The organism is Streptomyces sp. NRRL F-525 (assembly GCF_000716605.1).
Lineage (GTDB): Bacteria > Actinomycetota > Actinomycetes > Streptomycetales > Streptomycetaceae > Streptomyces.
Window position 1 is genome coordinate 374,254 of the sequence record NZ_JNXE01000004.1, and the last position, 20,309, is coordinate 394,562.

A 20,309-nucleotide genomic window follows, 5' to 3' on the forward strand; every position below is an offset into this window, starting at 1 on the left:
GGACACCTGACATGTTCTCTTCATGATGTGGCAACAAGACGCCTGGACCATTTCTTCTGTGCCCGCCTACCTGGCCAAGCGACTCGGCTACTACGCCCTGCTGCTCCTGGCCGCCGTCTGCCTCTCCTACCTGCTGGCCTCCCTCGCGCTCCACCCGCGCGAGTACTACGCCGGCCGGCAGCCCCCCATCCCCGTGGCCTCGGTGAACCACCATCTCGACGAGATCGGCGTCAACGACCGCACCCCGCTGCTGAACCGCTTCCTGCGCTGGCTCGGACACGCGGTGCGCGGCGACCTCGGCGAGACCATCGACGGCACCTCCGTCGACGCCGAGTTCGGCCGCCGACTCGGCGTCAGCCTGCGGCTGCTGCTCGCCGGGACCGTGTTCGGGACCGTCGTAGGAGTACTGGTCGGGGCGTGGACGGCGGTACGGCAGTACCGGTTCAGCGACCGGGCCGTCACCCTCGCCTCCTTCGCGCTGCTCTCAACCCCCGTGTTCCTGCTGGCGATTCTCCTCAAGACCGGCGCGATCTGGTTCAACCAGACCACCGGCACGGACCTGATCCAGTTCACCGGAGAGAAGAGCCCCGGCGTGACCGGCGGCCTCTGGACCGTCATCGAGGACCGGAGCGTGCACCTCCTTCTGCCCACCCTCTCCGTCGCCCTCTTCGCCGTCGCGAGCTACAGCCGCTACCAGCGCAACACGATGCTCGACGTCCTCGGCTCGGACTATCTGCGCACCGCGCGCGCCAAGGGCCTCGCCCGCCGCACGGTCTTCCTCAAGCACGGACTGCGTACGGCCCTCATCCCCATGTCGACCTACTTCTCGTACGGCTTCCTCGCGCTGTTCACCGGCGCCATCTTCACGGAGACGATCTTCGGCTGGCACGGCATGGGGGAGTGGTTCGTCGCGTCGATCGGCAAGAACGACGTGAACTCGGTGGTCGCCGTGAACCTGTTCGCCGCCGTCACCGTGCTGCTCTCCGGCTTCCTCGCCGACGTCCTGCACGCCGCGCTCGACCCGCGCATCCGGCAGGCGTCATGACCACGGCCCTCATCGCCGAAGAGGCACCCGTCGCCGCCCCGCCCGCCGGCCGTGCCACCGTCGTGCTGCGCCGCTTCCTGCGCAACCGCACCGCCCTCGCCGGAGCCGTCGTCCTGGTACTGCTGTTCCTGCTGGCCTTTATCGGGCCGTACGCCACCCCCTGGTCCTACAGCCACATCGACTACACCGCGCTGCGGGCCGCACCCAGCGCCGACCACTGGTGGGGCACCAACCGCATCGGCCAGGACGTGTTCGCGCAGACCGTGCGCGGCCTGCAGAAGTCCCTCGTCATCGGACTGCTCGTCGCCGTGCTGGCCACCGGGCTCGCCTCGCTCGTCGGAGCCTGCGCCGGGTACTTCGGCGGCTGGACCGACCGGCTGCTCATGTTCTTCGTGGACCTGCTGCTGGTCTTCCCCTCCTTCCTGATCATCGCGATCGTCTCGCCCCGGCTGAACCCCAGCGGCTGGTTCGCCCTGGTCGGACTGCTCGGACTCTTCGCCTGGATGATCACCGCCCGGGTCGTGCGGTCCATGACGCTCTCCCTCAAAGAGCGCGAATTCGTGCGCGCCGCGCGGTACATGGGCGTCGGCCCGTTCCGGATCATCTGGCGCCACGTGCTGCCCAACGTGGCCTCCTTCCTCATCATCGACGCGACCATCCAGGTCGGCGGCGCGGTGATGAGCGAGACCGCGCTGTCGTACTTCGGCTTCGGCGTCCAGCCGCCCGACGTATCGCTCGGCACGCTGATCGCCGACGGGACGAGCGCCGCGGTCACCTACCCCTGGATGTTCTTCTTCGCGGCCGGACTCCTGGTCGTCTTCGTCCTGGCGGTGAACCTGGTGGGCGACGGGCTGCGGGACGCGCTGGACCCCACCTCGAAAGGCGCCTCCCGATGAGCCCGATACTCCAAGTGACCGATCTGGACGTCGACTTCGACGGGTGTCCCGCCGTACGCGGAGTCGGTCTCACCCTCGAACGCGGTGAAGTCCTCGGCCTCGTCGGCGAGTCGGGCTCCGGCAAGTCCGCCACCGCGCTCGCCGTACTCGGCCTGCTCCCGGGCAACGCGACGGTCCGCGGATCCGTGCGGCTCGACGGCCAGGAGCTCGTCGGCGCCTCGGAGCGGCAGCTCACCAAGGTCCGTGGCAGCCGCGTCTCCATGGTCTTCCAGGACCCGTTGTCCGCGTTCACGCCCGTCTACCGGATCGGCGACCAGATCGCCGAAGCGGTCCGCGCCCACCAGGAGGTCTCCCGCGAACAGGCCCTGGAACGAGCGGTCGAACTGCTCGACGTCGTCGGGATCCCCGAACCCGCCCTGCGCGCACGGGCGTTCCCGCACGAGTTCTCCGGCGGCATGCGCCAGCGCGCGATGATCGCCATGGCGATGGCCAACGACCCCGACATCATCCTCGCCGACGAACCGACCACCGCCCTCGACGTCACCATCCAGGCCCAGGTGCTCGACGTCCTGCACACCGCCCGGCGCGAGACCGGGGCCGCGGTACTCCTGGTCAGCCACGACCTCGGCGTCATCGCCGGGACGGCCGACCGCGTGGCCGTGATGCACGAGGGACGGGTCGTCGAGTCCGGCACGGCCGTCGACGTCTTCGAGCGGCCCCAGGAGCCGTACACGAAGCGGCTGTTGGCCGCCGTGCCCCGGATGGACACCCCGCGCGCACCTCAACCGCCCACCGGCGAAACGGTGTTGAAGGTCCGCGGACTCACCAGGACCTTCCCCCTCCTCAAAGGAACCGCCTTCAAGCGCAGGATCGGCTCCGTGTACGCCGTCGACGGCGTCGACCTCGACATCCGGCGCGGCGAGACGCTCGCCCTCGTCGGCGAGTCGGGGTCGGGGAAGTCGACGACGCTCTTCGAACTGCTCGAACTGGCCCGCCCGGAAGGCGGATCGGTCGAGCTGTTCGGCAGGGACCTCGCCGGGCTCGGCAAGGCGGAGGCGAAGGCCCTGCGCCGCCGCGTCCAGATCGTCTTCCAGGACCCGATGGCCTCCCTCGACCCCCGGATGCCCGTGGCGGACATCGTCGCCGAGCCGCTGCGCACCCAGGGCGCGGACCGGGCGACCATCGGCCGCCGGGTGCCCGAACTCCTCACCCAGGTCGGCCTGGACCCGGCCCACGCGGAGCGCTACCCGCACGAGTTCTCCGGCGGCCAGCGGCAGCGCATCGGCATCGCCCGCGCGCTGTCCGTCGAACCCGAACTGCTCGTCCTCGACGAACCGGTCTCCGCCCTCGACGTCTCCGTCCAGGCCGGCGTGCTCGAACTGCTGCGACGCCTCAAGGAAGAGCTGGGCCTCGCCTATCTCTTCGTCTCCCACGACCTGTCCGTCGTACGGAACATCGCCGACCGCGTGAGCGTGGTCTACCTCGGCCGCACGGTCGAGGCCGGCCCGGTCGACGAGGTCTTCGAGCGACCCCGGCATCCCTACACCCAGGCTCTCCTCTCCGCCGTACCCCTGCCGGATCCGGTACGCGAGCGGGCACGGCAGCGGTCGCGCATCCTGCTCGCCGGTGACCCGCCCAGCCCGACGCGACGCTACGACGGCTGCCGGTTCCGGGCGCGCTGCCCGCTCCACCCGCAGCTGGCGGAGGGGGAGCGGAAACGCTGTGACCAGGAGGTGCCGGTGCTCGACGGGGACGGGGCGGCCTGCCACTTCGCGCGCGTACGGGAGGTTGTCCTGCCTTCCTCTTCCTAGGGCGAGTCGCGGATTCCCACGTGAGGAGGTGTCTGCGCCCCGGCTTCGGGGGCAGACGGCGATGGATCGGGTGCGAACGGCACCCGGCCGTGGACCGCCGCGAGGCGCCGACCCGTGGGAGCCCCGATGTCGACCGCCGTGCCGGGAAGAACAGCAGGAGCGAGCGGGGACGAACCCGAGGCGGTCCGGCCGGGCCGCGCGCCGGTTCTGCCCCGCGGTACCGGCACCACCGCGGCACGCATCGGCGTACTGACCGTCTGCCAGGCCGCCCTGATGGTGGGCTTCGGACTCCTGATCACGGGCCCGGCCAAGAACGTGTGGCCGTTGACGGTGGAGGACCACGTCGACGAGGGGTTCGAGCGGATCCGTACCAGCACGCTGACCACGCTGTCGTACGTCGGCTCGGAGGCGGGCAACACCCTCACGGTGATCGCCATCACCCTGCTGAGCTGCGTGGCGATGTTGCTCCTGCCCCGGCTGCCGATGTGGCGTCAGGCGGTCTTCCTCGCCGTCGCCGTCTCGCTCCAGGCACTCGTGTTCCTGGCCGTCACCCTGTCGGTGGACCGGAACCGCCCGCAGGTGCACCGCCTCGACGCCTCCCCGCCGACGTCCAGTTACACCTCCGGCCACACCGGCGCGGCCACCGCGCTGTATGCCGGACTCGCGGTGCTCGTGCTGTCCCGGGTGCGCAGGCCCTGGCGGTGGCCGCTGGCCGGGCTGCTGTTCCTCCTGCCGCTGGTCGTCGGTGTCTCCCGCCTCTACCGGGGCATGCACCACCCCACGGACGTGATCGGCGGCATGGCCAACGGCGCCCTGTCCCTGCTGATCGTCGGCCGCGCCCTGTTCACCGACGCGTCCGTGGCCGCCGTTCCCGCGCAGCGGACCGGGCCCGCCGACACGACCGCGCGGGCCGAGGAACGCGAGCCCGGCAGCACCGCCGTGATCTTCAACCCCACGGTGACCGACGCGGCGGCCCGCGAGAAACTGCGGCGGATCCTGGAACAACACGGCCACCGCGCACCGGAGTTCATCGAGACCACGGCCGACGACCCCGGCACCGGCCAGGCGTCCGGAGCGGTCCGTGACGGAGCGGAACTGGTCGTGGTCTGCGGCGGCGACGGAACCGTCCGCGCGGCCGCCGACGCCCTGGCCGGCAGTGGCGTACCGCTCGTCGTGGTGCCCTGCGGCACCGGCAACCTGCTGGCCCGCAACCTCGGCCTGCCGCTCACCCCCACGACCGCGCTCGACACCGCCCTGTCCGGCACCCCGCACCGCATCGACCTCGGACGCATCGAGGGAGACGGCCTCGCACCCACCCACTTCACCGCGATGTCCGGGGCCGGACTCGACGCCGCGATGCTGGAACACACCGACGACCGCGCCAAGTCCGCCGTCGGCTGGCTCGCCTACGTCCTCGCCACCGTCGGCACCCTGCGCACACCCCGGATGCGGCTGACGGTCCGGCTCGACGACGAGCCCCTCCTGCACCGCACGGCCCGCATGGTCCTCCTCGCCAACGTCGGCACCGTACAAGGCGGTCTGACGCTCCTCCCGGCGGCCCGGCCCGACGACGGGGTGCTCGACCTGCTGATCCTGGACCCGCGCGGCCCCGGCGGCTGGCTGCGCGCCCTGGGCATCCTGATGCGCGGCCGCGGGCGGAACGCGCGGCCCACGACCGTGGAGACGCTCGTCCCCGAGGGCACCGGCACGAAGGGCGTACCGGTGGAGTTCCGCACCTTCCGACGGGCCGAACTCACCTTCGCCGTACCGCAGTCGCGCGAACTCGACGGCGACCCGGTGTCCCACGGCCGGCGGCTCACCGCCGAAGTCAGCCCCGGCGCGCTGACCGTGCTGCTGCCCACCCGGGAGAAGTGAATGGGCACCGCCACCAAGGTCCCCGAGACCCGCGACATGACCGGCGAGGACCTCTCGGCCGACGAGGCCCTGACGTCGCTGCGCCGCTACGGCCGCTGGCCGCTGCTGCGCGACTCCTTCGTCCGGTTCCGCTACGCCGACGGCTTCAGCCACTCCCGCGCGCTCGCCCTGCAGACGGTGCTGGCGGTCATCCCGCTGGCCATCGCCTTCGTCGGCCTCTCCACCGCGCTGCACACGGAGAACATCGGGAGACTCGCCGAACTGACCATCCACCGGATCGCCCAGGGGCCCAGCGCCGACGTCGTCGACGACGCACTGGACCGAAGCCGCCACAGCGCGGGCGACGGTGACGAGATCGCCCTCTGGTTCGGCCTGCTCTTCTCCCTGGTCAACGTCACCACCGCGATGTGCCAGATCGAACGCGGCGCCAACCGGATCTACGGCAACGAACGCGACCGCCCCTTCCACCAGAAGTACCTGCGCGGGCTCGTGATGTCGCTGAGCGCCGGGATCCCGCTCGGACTCGGGTTCGTCGTGATGGTGGCCGGCGGCGACCTGGCCGCCGCGGCGGCGACGGTGTACCACCTGGACGGCGACGCCAGGACCGCCTGCGAGATCCTGCGCTGGCCCTTCGGTCTGCTCCTCGCCCTCCTCTCGGCCAGCGCGATCTTCCGCCGTTCCCCCCGCCGCCGCCAGCCCGGCTACACCTGGCTGGCCTTCGGCGCCGCCGTCTACCTCGTCCTGTGGACGGCCCTGACCTGGGTGCTGAGCCTGTACCTGGACATCAGCGGGTCCTTCGACACGATCTACGGCCCGCTCAGCGCCTTCATGTCCCTGCTGCTCTGGGCCTACCTGACGTCCATCGCCCTCTTTCTGGGCCTGTCCTTCGCCGCGCAGCTGGAGGCCGCGCGGGCGCTGCGGCCCGGTCCGATCTCAGCCGACCCGGGAGTCTGAATGGTGGTCCGCGCCACGGCCCAACGTCTCGGTGACCTCCGTCGCCGCCGGGCGGCCGACCGGAGATTCGGCGTCCATCTCCTCGGTTCGGTCGCCGTCGCCGCCGTAGCCGCTGTCCCGTTCGGCCTGCTGCTCGTCCTGGTCGAGGGCCGCTGGCAGCCGCTGCGGAGTCTCGACGCGCGCACGGCACGGCGGTTGAACGAGACCGCGCTCGATCATCCGGCATGGACGGACGTCCTGCGCTTCCTGTCCGACCGGGTGTGGGACCCGGTCACCCTGCGGACGATCGTCGCGCTGCTGACCGTGTGGCTGCTGTACCGCCGGGCCTGGCGCCTCGCCGCCTGGTCCGCCGTGACGGCCACGGCCGGCGGCCTGATCGGGCTGCTGGTCAAGACGGTGGTCGAGCGGGCCCGGCCGTCCCTGGAGGACCCGGTCGCGCACGCGCCGGGATTCTCCTTCCCCTCGGGACACGCGATGACCGCGACCACCTCGTTCGCCATCCTGCTCTTGGTGCTGCTGCCCCTGGTGCCGCGCGCCCTGCGGCCGCTGTGCTGGGCCATCGCGGTGGTGTCCGTGCTCGGTGTCGGCTTCACCCGGATCGCCCTCGGCGTCCACTGGTTCAGCGATGTCGTGGGCGGCTGGCTCCTGGGCCTCGCCGTCGTGGCCCTCACGACCTGGGCCTTCGAGGCCTGGCGCACCGACGCGGGCCGTGACCCTGCCGGGCTGAGCGAGGGCCTGGAGCCCGAACTCACCGGCGCCCACCCCGAACCCGGCCCCGCCGTCCGGAAGCATCACGGCGGATCCGTACGAGACTGACGACCGAGTCCGCGAGATCCATGGACCGGGCTGTTCCGACGGAGCGCCGGGTGGGCCATCGGGCACATCGTCCGTGGTCAAGTCGGCTCCGGAAAGAGCGCCGTGCGCAACACCCTTGGCCAGCGGGCGAGTTCCGCGCACCGGAACTGACGCGGGCGTCACCGACCAGGCGCGTCGCAACTCTGCCTCGGCGCAATGAGCAGCAGCATCACAACGGCGACAGCACCTGTTTGACGAGCCGTCAGTAAATGACAGTGCCTCAGAATTGTATGAAGCGGCAGAAGTTGGACTGCCTGGGCGCGGTCGGTACGGCGATCGTGGCATGCTGCGATGTCGAGGCCCGCACGGGCAGTCGGCGCCCGGGCCGCGCAGACCCTGGGCGGGGTGGGGAAGGCGGTCGGATGGAGCGCTCTGGGGAGGAGCGCCTCCCGCGCGTGCTGCCCGGCCTCAGCGCTCCGCGTTTCGTCGGCCGAGCGGCCGAACTGCACCGGCTGACGGACGCCCTGGCCCGGCCGCCAGCCGCGGTCCTCGTCGAGGGCGAGGCCGGAATCGGCAAGAGCCGACTCGTCCAGGAGGCGCTGGAGGAGCCCGGTATCGCCGCCCGACGGCCGCTGTCCGCCATGTGCCCCCCGTTCCGGGAGGCCCTCACCCTGGGCCCGGTCGTCGATGCCGCCCGTGAGGCCCGGCCCGACGTGGCGGAGCTGGCCCTCACTCCCCTCGCCGGGGTACTGCGGCCGCTGTTCCCCGAGTGGACGCAGGACCTGCCGCCGTCGCCCGAGACGCTGTCGGACGCGGGCGCCGCCCGGCACCGGCTCTTCCGCGCACTGGCCGAACTGCTGGACGCCATGGGCGTCGGCGTCCTGGTCCTGGAGGACGTCCACTGGGCCGACGAAGCCACCCTGGACTTCCTGATGTTCCTCGCCTCCCGCCGGTCCCGCCGGACGAGCCTGGTGCTGACCTACCGTCCCGAGGACGTGGCGCCGGATTCCACGCTGATGCGGCTGACCTCCCGGCCCCCGGCCGGCACCGGGTACGTACGGATCGGCCTCGGCGCGCTGGACGTGCCGCAGACCGCCGAGCTGATGTCGTCGATGCTGGACGGGGAGCACGTCTCCGAGGCGTTCGCGTCGTTCCTCCAGGAGCGGACCGACGGTGTGCCGCTGGCGATCGAGGAGTCCGTCCGGCTGCTGCGCGACCGGGCCGATCTGGTCCGGCGCGACGGCGAGTGGGTGCGCAGGACGCTGGCCGACATCGCCGTGCCGCCCACCATCCGGGACGCGGTCGCCGAGCGTGCCTCGCGTCTCACCCCGGTCGCGCAACGCGTGCTCCAGGCCGCCTCCGTGCTCGCCGAACCGGTCGGCTCGGCCGTCCTCGCGACGGTGAGCGGGCTCCCGAACAACGTTGTCGGCGAGGCTGTGGACGCCGCCGTACGCAGTGGACTGCTCGGCGAGGACCGTGCCGCCCGGGTCCGCTTCCGGCACGCGCTGGCCGCCCATGCGGTGTACGACATGACGCCCGCGCCCGACCGGCGAGCCCTGCACCGGGAAGCGGGCCGCGCGCTGCGGGCCGTGACACCGCAGCCGGTGGCCCGGCTCGCCCACCACTACCGGGAGGCGGGCGACATCGGACAGTGGCGTCAGTACGCCGAACGGACCGCGGACCTCGCCCTGGCCTCCGGGGACCATCGCACCGCCGTCGGGCTGCTGCACGAGTTGCTCACCGAGAGCGATCCGCCCGCCGCCTCGGTGGCCCGGTGGGCACAGAAGATGCCGGTCCTGGCCTTCAACGGGCTCGTGGGCCGCGGCGATCTGACCCGCGCGCTGCGCAGAGTGCTGGACACAGAGGCGCTCGCCCCGCACGACCGGGCGGCCGTCCGCACCCAGCTGGGGCGCATGCTGCTGCACGCGGGCGAGTACGCGGCCGGCGCGGCGGAACTGGAGCGGGCACTGCCGGACCTGGCCGGCGAACCGTTCCAGGCCGCCTGGGCGATGAACACGCTCGGCAGCCCGCCGAGCACCCTGATGACCGCCGGGGAACACCGTCGTTGGCTGGACCGGGCGGCCGACGCCGCTCGGCTGCCGATGACGGCGGACCAGCGGCTGGCTCTTGTGGTGGACCGGGCGACTGCCCTGCTGGACATGGGCGACGAGGCCGGCTGGGACGTGGCCGCGGAACTGCCTGGTACCGCGACGACCTCTGAAGGAATGATGCAGCTGGCGCGCAGCGGACTCAACATCGGTAACGGGGCCATGCGTTGGGGCCGCTACGACCAAGCCAGAGCGCTGCTGACGACCGGGCTGGCCAGGGCCGAGGGACACCGGTACCGGCGGCTGCACGACATGATCCTGGTGACGCTGGTGCACCTGGACTGGTTCACCGGTGCCTGGGACGGACTGGCCGAGCGGGCCGCCGCCCTGGCAGAGGTGGACGAGGAGCCGCTGCTCCAGCTGGACGCCCTGCTGGTCACAGCCCTGCTGGACGGGGCGGTCGGCGGCGGCGACGCGAACCCCGGCCAAGTGGCGGTGGCCGACGGCGGGTTGGGCACCGTCGAGGAGCGGCTGCGCCAGGTGCTCGACGCGGGGCTGCGGCGCGGCATCGTGGATGTGCCGCTGGAGCCCGCGGCCGCCCTGGCGCGGATCCGGCTCGCCGAGGGGTCGGCCGCGGAGGCGCTGGAGTTGACGGAGGGACCGGCCGACGTCGTGGCCCGCAAGAACATCTGGCTGTGGGCCACCGAGTTCGCACCGGTACGGACCGGCGCGCTTCTCGCGGTCGAACGGCCCGACCAGGCACGGCGGTTCGTCGCGGACCTGGCCGAAGGTCTCGCCGGCAAGCACCTGCCGGCAGCGCACGCGGCCCTGGAGACGTGTCTCGGAGTGCTGGCGGAAGGAGAAGGCCGCAGCGCCGAGGCGGCCACCGCGTTCGGCCGGGCCGCCACCGCCTGGACGCGCCTGCCGCGGCCGTATGAGGCATTGCTCGCGACCGAGCGCCGGGCCGGCTGCCTGCTGACAGCGGGGGACAGGGATACCGGACTGTCCGAACTCGCCCGCGCGCAGGCCGGATTCACGGCCCTGGGAGCCCGGACCGACGCCGACCGCGTGCACGCCGCACTGCGTGCGGCCGGGGCCCCGGTACGACAGGTGTGGCGCGGTGGGCGGCGTGGCTACGGCGACCAACTGTCCCCGCGCGAGCTGGAAGTGGTCCGGCTGCTGCTCACCGGCCTGACCAACCCGGCCATCGCCCGAGCGCTCTCCCGTTCCCCGAAGACCGTTGCCGCGCAGCTGAACTCCGCGATGCGCAAATACGGAGTGACCTCGCGCACCGCACTCGCGGTCAGCCTGACCCAGGCCGGAATCACCCCGTCGGAAGGCCATGTCACCGGCGCACGCTCCGATCTTTAGGTCATCCGCCCCATCGCGAGGACACGCGGCGACCGTCAATACTCAGTGCGCGCACGATCCCCGAGCCGGCCTGCACCTGGGCATGACCGGAAGGGCGTCCATCCATCGGATGAGCAGCACACCCACCGAACCGAATTCCGGCGCACCGAGCGCCCGTACGGACACCTCCGCCACCGGAGCGCAGCACACCGATGTGCCGCCCACCGGAGAGCGACACCCCGAACCGACGCCCGCCGCACCGGGCGTACCCGCCGGCGACACGACGGCGGACCCCGCCTGCGCGGACGACACGTACAGCGGTTACGAACCCCTCTGATCCGGGCCCGATCGGGTCCTGAACGTGACGAAAAGGGTGCCCCCTTGCTGTCCTCAAGACGTGCGCGCATGCGCGCTCCCCTCTCCCTTCTCATAGCCGGCTGTCTCGGCGCAGGAGTTCTCGCCGCGACACCAACCGCCGCCGCGGCCACCCCCGGTTCCTCGGCCTCCTCGTCCGACGCCGACTCCGCCAGGTCGTCCGACCTGCTCAACGCCGTGCCGCAGGACAACGTCCCGCAGAACTACGTCCCGGCCGGCTGCAACAACCCGAGCGTCAAGGACGGCGTGGCCCAGTGCTTCGCCGACGTGCGTACCGACTCCGACCACATCGTCCGGCCTCAGGTGAGCGCGCCCCCGTCCGCGGCGTTGGGCCCGGCCGACATCCAGGCGGCCTACAGCCTTCCCGCCGGAGGTGAGGGCAGGACGGTCGCGATCGTCGACGCGTACGGCGACTCCCACGCCGAGGCGGACCTGGCCGCGTACCGCGCGTACTACGGGCTGCCCGAGTGCACCACCGCCAACTCCTGCTTCCGCAAGGTCGATCAGAGCGGTGGCACGGACTATCCCGCCGACAACGAGGGCTGGGCGCTGGAGACCGCGCTCGACCTCGACGCCGTCTCGTCCGCCTGTCCGGCGTGCAACATCCTTCTCGTGCAGGGTGATTCGGCAAGCCTCGACGACCTGGGCACCGCGGTCGACACCGCCGTACGCCTGGGCGCCAAGTACGTCTCCAATTCCTACGGTCTGCCCGGCGAGAGCGCCTCCGAGACCGCGTACGACCACCACTACGACCACCCCGGGGTGGCCGTAGTCGCGTCCACCGGCGACACCGGCCATGTCCAGAACTGGCCCGCCACCAACCCCGATGTGGTGGCCGCCGGCGGCACCCGGCTGACCCGCACCGAGGACACCGAGCGCGGCTGGACGGAGTCCGCCTGGACCTCCGGCGGATCGGGCTGCTCGCTGTACGAGGCCCAGCCCGCCTATCAGCGGGGGCTCACCACCGGCTGCGACACCCGCGCGACGGCTGACGTCTCCGCGGTCGCCGACCCCACGACCGGCCTGGCCGTGTACGACACGGTGGGCAGGGACGGCTGGCTGCAGGTCGGCGGCACCAGCCTCTCCGCGCCGCTGATCACGGCGATGTACGCGCTGGCGGGTACTCCCGTCGAGGGCACCTACCCGGTGACCTACCCCTACATCAACGCCTCCGGGCTGACCGATGTCACCGAAGGGTCCAACGACGACTGCGGCACGGTGGTGTGCACCGCCGGCACCGGCTGGGACGGACCGACCGGTCTCGGCACCCCCGTCGGAGTGTCCGCGCTGGCCTTCGGCGTCCATGGAACGCTGTCCGGACGAGTCACCGACAGCGTGTCCGGCGCCCCGCTGGCCGGTGCGGCGCTGGCCGTCTCCGAAGAGGCGACGGGCGGCCGGGAGTACCACGTCACCACCGACGCCGAAGGCGCGTACAGCCTCCCCGTCGCCGTGGGCGAGTACCGGATCACCGCCACCGACTTCGGCTACCGGGAGAACACCAGCTCCGGAGTGGGCGTCGCCGAGAACCAGAGCACCACCGCGGACCTGACCCTGGTGAAAGTGCCGACCCGGACGGTGTCCGGCACGGTGAAGGACGGCAGCGGGCACGGCTGGCCCCTGTACTCGAAGATCACCATCGACGGCTATCCGAACGGAGCGCTCTACACCGACCCCTACACCGGCAGGTACAGCGTGGACCTTCCGGAGGAGGCCACCTACGCCGTCCATGTGGCCCCGGTCTACCCCGGCTACCGGAGCACGGACCTGAGTGTCCCGGTGGGCACCGCCGACGTACGCGCCGACGTGGCCCCGGACGTGGACCTGACGGCCTGCGTCGCACCCGGCCACGCGTACCCGGGCGCGGCCGACTTCGGAGGCTGGACCGGCACGACGCCGGAGCACGGCTGGACGGTCGTCGATCACGGGACGGACGGCGCCACCTGGGACTTCGCCGACAGCTTCCTGGCCAACTACACGGGCGGAACCGGCAATTGGGCCGCCGCCGACCCCTGGGGCCGGGGCGGTGTCCACGAGGACACCGAACTCGTGTCGCCCACCTTCAGTCTGGCCGGCCAGAGCGCACCCGTCCTCGGCTTCTACGCCCTCTACGCCCCCAGCACGGACTCGGTGGCCGACGTCGACCTCAGCCTCGACGCGGGCGCGACGTGGACCACGGTGTGGCACCGGGACACGGCCGAGTTCCTGGGCCACGTCGAGGTTCCCCTGACCCAGGCCGCGAACGCGAAGCACGTCAAGGTGCGCTTCCACTACTCCGGCAGCGGCCTGTCGATCTGGCAGCTCGACACCGTCACCGTCGGCTCCTGCGCGGCGGTGAGCGGAGGGATCGTCGCCGGGAAGGTCGTCGACGGCAACACGGGTGACGCCATCACGCCCGCCACCGTCACCGACACCGCCGACGGCTACACCACGGCGACCACCATGGCGACCCCCGACGACCTGGCGTCCGACGGCTACTACTGGCTGTTCAGCACCCCCGTCGGACGGCACACATACCGGACCGCCGCCGCCCGCTACACCACCTCGACCGGCACCCTCACCACGCGGCCGGACAAGGTCAACCGGTTCGACCGCACGCTCAAGGCGGGCCGCCTGGCGGTGAGTTCGGCCGGTCTCTCCGTCAGCGAGGCGCTGGGCGGGTCAGGGAGCAAGAAGGTCACCTTCACCAACAAGGGGCAGGCGCCGCTGCACGTCAACCTCGGTGAGCAGAGCACCGGTTACACCTCACCGGACGGGATCTCCACGACCACGTCGGACGTGTCGGCAGGCGCTCCGACGCTGCGCGTGAAGGGCAACTACTCACCCGGACCGGTGAGTTCCATCTCCTCGGCCCCGAAGAGCACGTCGAGCGGCCCCTCGGCCACGGCATCGACCGGCCCCTGGACCGGCATCGCCGACTACCCCGAGCCCGTCATGGACAACGCCGTGGGCACCTACCAGGGCAAGGTCTACTCCGTCGCCGGAGTCTCCGGACTCTTCGGCGGGGAGTACCTCGACCGCGGCTATGTGCACGACCCGTCCACCGATGCCTGGACACCCATCGCCGACCTCCCCGAGGCCCTGGAATCACCCGGCGGGGCGTTCGTCGACGGGACCATGTACGTCGTCGGCGGCTGGACCGCGGACGGCGCCCGCGCCACGCTCTACGCCTACCACCCCACCACCGACACCTGGACCCGCCTCGCCGATCTGCCCCAGGCGTTCGGCATGCCGAACGTGACCACCCTCGACGGCAGCCTCTACGTCATCGGAGGCTGCACCGGATCCGGCTGCGGAGACAGCGTCAGCACCGTCTACCGCTACACACCGGCCACCGACACCTGGACCCGCCGCGCCGACTACCCGTTCACCATGGAACGCGGAGCCTGCGCCGGTATCACCGGTGAACTGGTGTGCGCGGGCGGCATCACGGTCGACGGTGGAGGGGTCGCCCCCCGCAAGGGACAGACCTACCGCTACAGTCCCTCCGCCGACACCTGGACCCGCGCCGCCGACATGCCCGAGGCGAGCTGGGGCGCCACCGCCAGCGGGAACGACGGCAGACTCCAGGTCGTCGGCGGCATCGTCGGAACGGCCGCGGTCAACACCGTCGTCGAATACGACCCGGTGTCCAACTCCTGGTCCAGCCTGCCCAACACCGGCTCCGCCGTCCTCCGGGCCGGCGGCGGCTGCGGGATCTACCGCATCGGGGGCATGACCGCGGCCCTGGACGCCGTCTCCTCGGCCGAGGTGCTGCCCGGGCACGACCAGTGCGACGGTGACGACGTCAGCTGGCTGTCGGCGGACAAGACCTCGTTCGATCTCGCCCCCGGCCGGTCCACCACGGTCACCGTCCGCGCCGACGCCTCCGCCGTGGCCACGGCCGGCACCTACACCGCGCGGCTCACCTACAACACGGACGCCCCCTACGCCGGAGCGTCGGTGAAGGTCAGCCTCAAGGTCAAGATCCCCCACACCTGGGGCCATCTCTCCGGGACGATCACCGACAAGCGCACGGGAGCACCGCTCGCCGCGGCCACTGTCCTGATCTGCCCGGTGGCGCACGCCGGAACGACCGGCTGCGGCCACCTCGCACACACCGTACGCACCGACTCCGACGGCCACTACGACCTCTGGCTCGACGCCCGCCCGAGCCCGCTGCGGATCACGGTCTCTGCCGCCGGCCACCGACCGGCATCCAAGGAGGTGACCCTGCAGCCGGGCCGCGCCACGACAGCCGACCTGTCGCTGACCGCGACCTGACCGCCACCGCCACCCGTTCTTGTCGCGCCCACCCAGACGCTCTGTCCGGGTGGGCGCGGCTTCGACTCCTTCGTGTGCATACCCCGAGGCGGGTGTCCCTCGGTGGGTGTGACCGGTCCGCACCGGACCGTCAACGGCGGTTCCAGCAAGCCGATTCCGGGTGACACGACGGCCTACCGGAACACCGGGAGCGGGGCCGGGACCGCGTGAAGACGTACCCGGGACCCGACCTCTCGATTGTGTTCTTCCGACCCATTGTGGTTGGGCCCGCGCCCCCTTACTGTTCGGGTTTGCCTGAGTCTGTTTGATGCTGTTCGCCCAGTCGGTCTGGAGGCCGCCGTGCGGGATGGTCGGAACGGTTCAGAGGGTGCGAGACCCGGTCGCCGTCGCTGGTGGAGAGCGATCCTCGCGGCGACCGCGACCATCGCCCTGGCGGCGGGCCTGACCGCGCCGGCCACGGCGGCGGCCCAGGACGTCGGCGAGCAGCCGCCCGCCGTCGCTCCGCAGGCGCACACCGTGACGCTCGACGGCTACTCCTTCCTCGTCGACGGCAAGCGCACCTACCTGTGGTCCGGCGAGTTCCACTACTTCCGGCTCCCGAGCCAGGACCTGTGGCGCGACATCTTCCAGAAGATGAAGGCCGCCGGCTTCAACTCGACCTCCCTGTACTTCGACTGGGGCTACCACTCACCGAAGGAGGGCGTGTACGACTTCACCGGGGTGAGGGACGTCGACAAGCTCCTCGACATGGCCCAGGAGGCCGGCCTCTACGTCATCGCCCGCCCGGCGCCGTACATCAACGCGGAGGTCGACAGCGGCGGCCTGCCCGGCTGGCTGACCACCAAGGCGGAGGACAACCGCAGCGACGACCCGCGGTTCCTGAAGTACGCCGACGAGTGGCTGACCCAGATCGACCGGATCATCGCCCGCCACCAACTCACCAACGGCACCGGGTCAGTTATCGCCTACCAGGTCGAGAACGAGTACTACGACGGCTCGGCCGCCGCCCGCTCCTACATGCAGCACCTGGAGGACAAGGCCCGCGCCGACGGCATCACGGTCCCGCTGACCGGCAACAACAACGGCACCTTCAACTCCGGTACCGGCGCCCTGGACGTCGACGGCCCGGACTCCTACCCGCAGGGCTTCGACTGCTCCAACCCCGCGAAGTGGAACGGCGTCCCCGACATCAGCTACGACCACCCGGCCGGAAAACCGCTGTACTCACCGGAGTTCCAGGGCGGCGCCTTCGACCCCTGGGGCGGACCGGGCTACGACAAGTGCGCCCAGCTCATCAACGACCAGTTCGCCAACGTCTTCTACAAGCAGAACATCGCCGTCGGCGCGACCGCGCAGAGCTTCTACATGACCTACGGCGGCACCAACTGGGGCTGGCTGGGCATGCCCGAGAACTACACGTCGTACGACTACGGCGCCGCGATCCGCGAGACCCGCCAGCTCGATCCGAAGTACGACGAGGACAAACTCATCGGGTACTTCACGCAGTCGGTGGCCCCGCTGACCAAGACCGAGGCGATCAGGGCCACCCCGCCGGACGACTCCGCGGTCGTGGACACCGCCCGGATGAACCCCGACACCAAGACGCAGTTCCACGTCCTGCGCCACGGCAACTCCACGTCCACGGCCGTCGACAAGACGCACATCTCCCTGGACCTCAACGCCCAGCCGACCAACGACACCACCTACACCTGGGACGACCCCGACTCCGCGCTGCAGTACGCCGGTTCGTGGTCCCATGTGGCCGACACGAGCTACACCGGCGGCGACTACAAGCACACGGAGTCGTTCTCGAACAAGGCCGGCGACGCGCTCACCGTCCCCTTCGACGGCACCGCGATCCGCTGGATCGGCTCGAAGACCAACAACCACGGCAACGCCGACGTCTACCTCGACGGCACCAAGGTGGCGACGGTCGACGACTCCGGCAGCGAGAGCCAGGCGGTGCTCTTCCAGAAGACCGGCCTGACACCCGGCGCGCACACACTGAAGATCGTCGTCACCGGGACCCACAGTTCGGGATCCACGGACAACTACGTGGCCGTCGACGCGATCGACGTACCGACCGCCGCCACCGCCGAGCCGACCTACCCGGTCGTGCCGCAGCAGCCCGGCACCGCGATCACCCTCGACGGACGCGACTCCCACGTGATCGTCGCCAACTACCGCCTCGGCGAAGCGCAGTTGCAGTACTCGACCTCCGAGATCATGACCAACGCGACCATCGGGGACCGGGACATCGCGGTGCTCTACGGCGACCAGGGCAGCGACGGCGAGACCGTCCTGCGCTACGCCACCAAGCCCACCGTGACCGCCAACGGCGGTACGGTCAGCACCACTTGGGACCCCGTCACAGGGGACCTGCGCCTCAACTACACACACCAGGGCCTGATCCGCATCAGCGTCAGCGGCGCCGGACAGCGCCCGCTGCTCCTGCTCGTCGGCGACAAGGCCACGGCGAAGACCTTCTGGCGGCAGGACACGGCGAACGGCCCGGTGCTCGTGCGCGGCACCCACCTGCTGCGGACGGCGACCAGTCTGCACGGCGGCAGCACCCTGGCGCTCACCGGCGACAACGCCGACGACAAGAACATCGAGGTGTTCACCTCCGCCGCCCAAGTCACCTGGAACGGCAGGACGTTGGGCAGCCACGCCACCGACACGGGGAGCCGTACCGGAAAGATCCCGGTGGCCGCCCCCGTCCACCTCCCGGCGCTCACCGACTGGAAGCACGCCGAGGAATCCCCCGAAGTGGCCCCCGGTTTCGACGACACCAGCTGGCAGGTGGCCGACAAGGCGACCACCAACAGCGTCTCCGGCGTCAACTCGCTGCCGGTGCTCTACGCGGACGACTACGGCTTCCACACCGGCAACACCTGGTACCGAGGCCGTTTCCGCGCCACCGGCAAGGAGACCGGCATCCACCTGGTGTCGGACTCCGGGGGAGGAGCGCAGGCGTTCTCCGCCTGGCTGAACGGCACCTTCCTGGGCAGCTCCACCACAGGCAGCGGCGACTTCGCCTTCCCGGCCGGCTCCGTGAAGTCCACCGGCGACAACGTCCTCTCCGTGCTCACCGTCAACATGGGGCACGAGGAGGACTACAACTCCTCCAACGGCAACAAGACCGCGCGCGGCCTGACCAGCGCCTCCCTCGTCGGCGCGCCGCTGACGTCCGTCACCTGGCGCCTCCAGGGCGTACGGGGCGGCGAGGACCTCCAGGACACGGTCCGCGGCCCGCTCTCGACGGGCGGCCTCTACGGCGAGCGGGCCGGCTGGTCCCTGCCGGGCTACCCGGACGCCAAATGGAACCGCGTGTCCCTCCCGACGACCGACACGACACCCGGAGTCTCCTGGTACCGCACCGACGCCAACCTGAACCTGCCGCACGGCCAGGACACCTCGCTCGGGCTGACGTTCACCGACGACCCGGCACGCAAGTACCGCGCCACGATCTTCGTGAACGGCTGGCAGGTCGGCAACTACGTCAACTACCTAGGCCCGCAGCACACCTTCCCGGTCCCCAACGGCATCCTGAACCCGAACGGCCACAACAGCATCGCCATCGCCGTGTGGAACCTCGACGGCAGCACCGGCGGCCTCGGCAAGGTCGCACTGACCAATTACGGCAGCTACGCCTCGTCCCTGCGCGTCGCGCAGAACGACAGCCCTCGCTACGACGCCCGGACCTACGCGATGCCGAAGCGTCCGGGAGCGGACGTCACCCTGGACGTGCCGGACACCGCCCAGCCGGGACAGGCCTTCACCGCCCGGGCGACGGTGCGGGTGCCGAAGGACCGACAGCCCGTCTCCGGACTGACGGCGTCGCTCTCCGCCCCCGACGGCTGGAGCGTGAGCGCCCCGACCCCCACGTCGGTCAAGCGCCTGCGGCCCGGTGCGTCGGCCACCTTCACCTGGCAGGTCGAGCCACCGGCCGGAACGCTGCCCTCCGCCTCGGCACTCACCGCCACGGTGCACTACCGGCAGAACGGACGGCAGGCCGTCGGCGCCGACGAGCGCATCGTCGGCGGAATACCGCCCGCACCGCCCGCCGGGAAGAGCGACGTGAGCGCCCTGCCGTTCCTGTCCTCAACGAACGGATGGGGCCCGGTGGAACGGGACACCAGCGTCGGCGAACAGGCAGCCGGGGACGGCCGCCCGATCACCATCGCCGGCGTCGGCTATACCAAGGGCCTCGGCACCAACTCCGTCAGCGACGTCCAGCTCTACCTCGCCGGACAGTGCTCGCGGTTGACGGCGGACGTCGGCGTCGACGACGAGACGGGCGGCGCGGGCACGGTGACGTTCTCCGTGATCGCCGACGGCAAGACCCTGGTCACCACGCCGACGATCCGCGGCAAACAGGCAGCGGTGCCGATCGACGTCGATGTCAGCGGTGCCCAGGTGATCGACCTCAAGGTCGGTGACGCGGGCGACGGCAACGGCAACGACCACGGTGACTGGGGGATGCCGACGCTGACGTGTGCCTGATCGAGCGTCAGGTTCATTCGCCCGCCGTGGTCGGCGGGACCATGGACGAGATGCCGGGACCGTCGAGGAAGTGAAGCAACACGGCGGCCTCGGCGCGTAGTTGTGCGGCCCGGTGCGCGTGTACGGGCGCGGTCAACTGCGCCGCGGCCTCCAGTCGTTCGGCGGCCTCGGCTTTCACGACCTCGACCACACCGTCCTCGCTCAGCTCACGCCGAGCCGCTTCGGTGGCGCCGGCACCGACCGGCGACCGCTCCACGGCCAAGCCGCGAAGCTCGGTCTCCTCCACGGGGACCGCCTCGGCGTTGTCCAGCGCGGCGAGGGCTGTGCGAAGGGCGCTCACCGCGGCCCTTTCACGCGCGCGCATCGCTTCCGGCAGCGCTCGACGCATGCGAAG

11 protein-coding genes are annotated in these 20,309 nt (G+C 71.2%); 10 read left to right on the plus strand and 1 reads right to left on the minus strand.

Annotated features, from left to right (window positions below; genetic code table 11):
- Window positions 1–58: 58 nt before the first annotated feature.
- The 10 genes from OO69_RS08835 (at window position 59) to OO69_RS08880 (ending at window position 19,915) form a co-directional block, all read left to right on the plus strand.
- Window positions 59–1,045, plus strand: coding sequence for an ABC transporter permease (locus tag OO69_RS08835; protein ID WP_033279879.1), 987 nt, complete (start codon window positions 59–61; stop codon window positions 1,043–1,045).
- Window positions 1,042–1,941, plus strand: a complete 900-nt coding sequence (locus OO69_RS08840) for an ABC transporter permease (RefSeq protein WP_033279880.1) — start codon at window positions 1,042–1,044, stop codon at window positions 1,939–1,941. The genes OO69_RS08835 and OO69_RS08840 overlap by 4 nt, the downstream gene beginning before the upstream one ends.
- Window positions 1,938–3,752 carry an ABC transporter ATP-binding protein gene (locus OO69_RS08845; RefSeq protein ID WP_033279881.1) on the plus strand — a complete coding sequence of 605 codons (1,815 nt, stop codon included), beginning with the start codon at window positions 1,938–1,940 and terminating at the stop codon, window positions 3,750–3,752. Before OO69_RS08840 ends, OO69_RS08845 begins: the two co-directional genes overlap by 4 nt.
- A 126-nt stretch (window positions 3,753–3,878) precedes the next feature.
- Window positions 3,879–5,627: a diacylglycerol kinase family protein gene (locus OO69_RS08850; protein ID WP_033279882.1), complete on the plus strand. Its 1,749-nt coding sequence runs from the start codon at window positions 3,879–3,881 to the stop codon at window positions 5,625–5,627.
- Complete coding sequence (locus OO69_RS08855; RefSeq protein ID WP_033279883.1) at window positions 5,628–6,581, plus strand: YihY/virulence factor BrkB family protein; 954 nt, start codon at window positions 5,628–5,630, stop codon at window positions 6,579–6,581. It begins immediately after the preceding gene.
- Window positions 6,582–7,397: a phosphatase PAP2 family protein gene (locus tag OO69_RS08860; RefSeq protein WP_051800861.1), complete on the plus strand. Its 816-nt coding sequence runs from the start codon at window positions 6,582–6,584 to the stop codon at window positions 7,395–7,397.
- Window positions 7,398–7,798: 401 nt separating this feature from the next.
- Window positions 7,799–10,795: a helix-turn-helix transcriptional regulator gene (locus tag OO69_RS53505; RefSeq protein WP_063744420.1), complete on the plus strand. Its 2,997-nt coding sequence runs from the start codon at window positions 7,799–7,801 to the stop codon at window positions 10,793–10,795.
- A gap of 109 nt (window positions 10,796–10,904) precedes the next feature.
- Window positions 10,905–11,111: a hypothetical protein gene (locus OO69_RS08870; protein ID WP_033279884.1), complete on the plus strand. Its 207-nt coding sequence runs from the start codon at window positions 10,905–10,907 to the stop codon at window positions 11,109–11,111.
- A 68-nt stretch (window positions 11,112–11,179) separates the two neighbouring features.
- The gene (locus OO69_RS08875) at window positions 11,180–15,409 is read left to right on the plus strand and encodes a carboxypeptidase regulatory-like domain-containing protein (RefSeq protein ID WP_051800863.1); all 4,230 of its coding nucleotides are present in this window, start codon (window positions 11,180–11,182) and stop codon (window positions 15,407–15,409) included.
- A gap of 339 nt (window positions 15,410–15,748) precedes the next feature.
- Entirely contained in the window at window positions 15,749–19,915 is a 4,167-nt protein-coding gene (locus OO69_RS08880; protein ID WP_033279885.1) for a beta-galactosidase, read from the plus strand.
- Window positions 19,916–19,928: 13 nt separating this feature from the next.
- On the opposite strand, the gene OO69_RS08885 is transcribed toward OO69_RS08880, so the two are convergent.
- Window positions 19,929–20,279, minus strand: a complete 351-nt coding sequence (locus OO69_RS08885; protein ID WP_051800864.1) for a hypothetical protein — start codon at window positions 20,277–20,279, stop codon at window positions 19,929–19,931.
- Window positions 20,280–20,309 lie beyond the last annotated feature (30 nt).

Coding starts and splice junctions, on each gene's coding strand:
- OO69_RS08840 (WP_033279880.1), top strand. CDS start 1,042: ATGACCACGGCCCTCATCGCCGAAGAGGCACCCGTCGCCGCCCCGCCC.
- OO69_RS08845 (WP_033279881.1), top strand. CDS start 1,938: ATGAGCCCGATACTCCAAGTGACCGATCTGGACGTCGACTTCGACGGG.
- OO69_RS08850 (WP_033279882.1), top strand. CDS start 3,879: ATGTCGACCGCCGTGCCGGGAAGAACAGCAGGAGCGAGCGGGGACGAA.
- OO69_RS08855 (WP_033279883.1), top strand. CDS start 5,628: ATGGGCACCGCCACCAAGGTCCCCGAGACCCGCGACATGACCGGCGAG.
- OO69_RS08860 (WP_051800861.1), top strand. CDS start 6,582: ATGGTGGTCCGCGCCACGGCCCAACGTCTCGGTGACCTCCGTCGCCGC.
- OO69_RS53505 (WP_063744420.1), top strand. CDS start 7,799: ATGGAGCGCTCTGGGGAGGAGCGCCTCCCGCGCGTGCTGCCCGGCCTC.
- OO69_RS08870 (WP_033279884.1), top strand. CDS start 10,905: ATGAGCAGCACACCCACCGAACCGAATTCCGGCGCACCGAGCGCCCGT.
- OO69_RS08875 (WP_051800863.1), top strand. CDS start 11,180: ATGCGCGCTCCCCTCTCCCTTCTCATAGCCGGCTGTCTCGGCGCAGGA.
- OO69_RS08885 (WP_051800864.1), bottom strand. CDS start 20,279: ATGCGCGCGCGTGAAAGGGCCGCGGTGAGCGCCCTTCGCACAGCCCTC.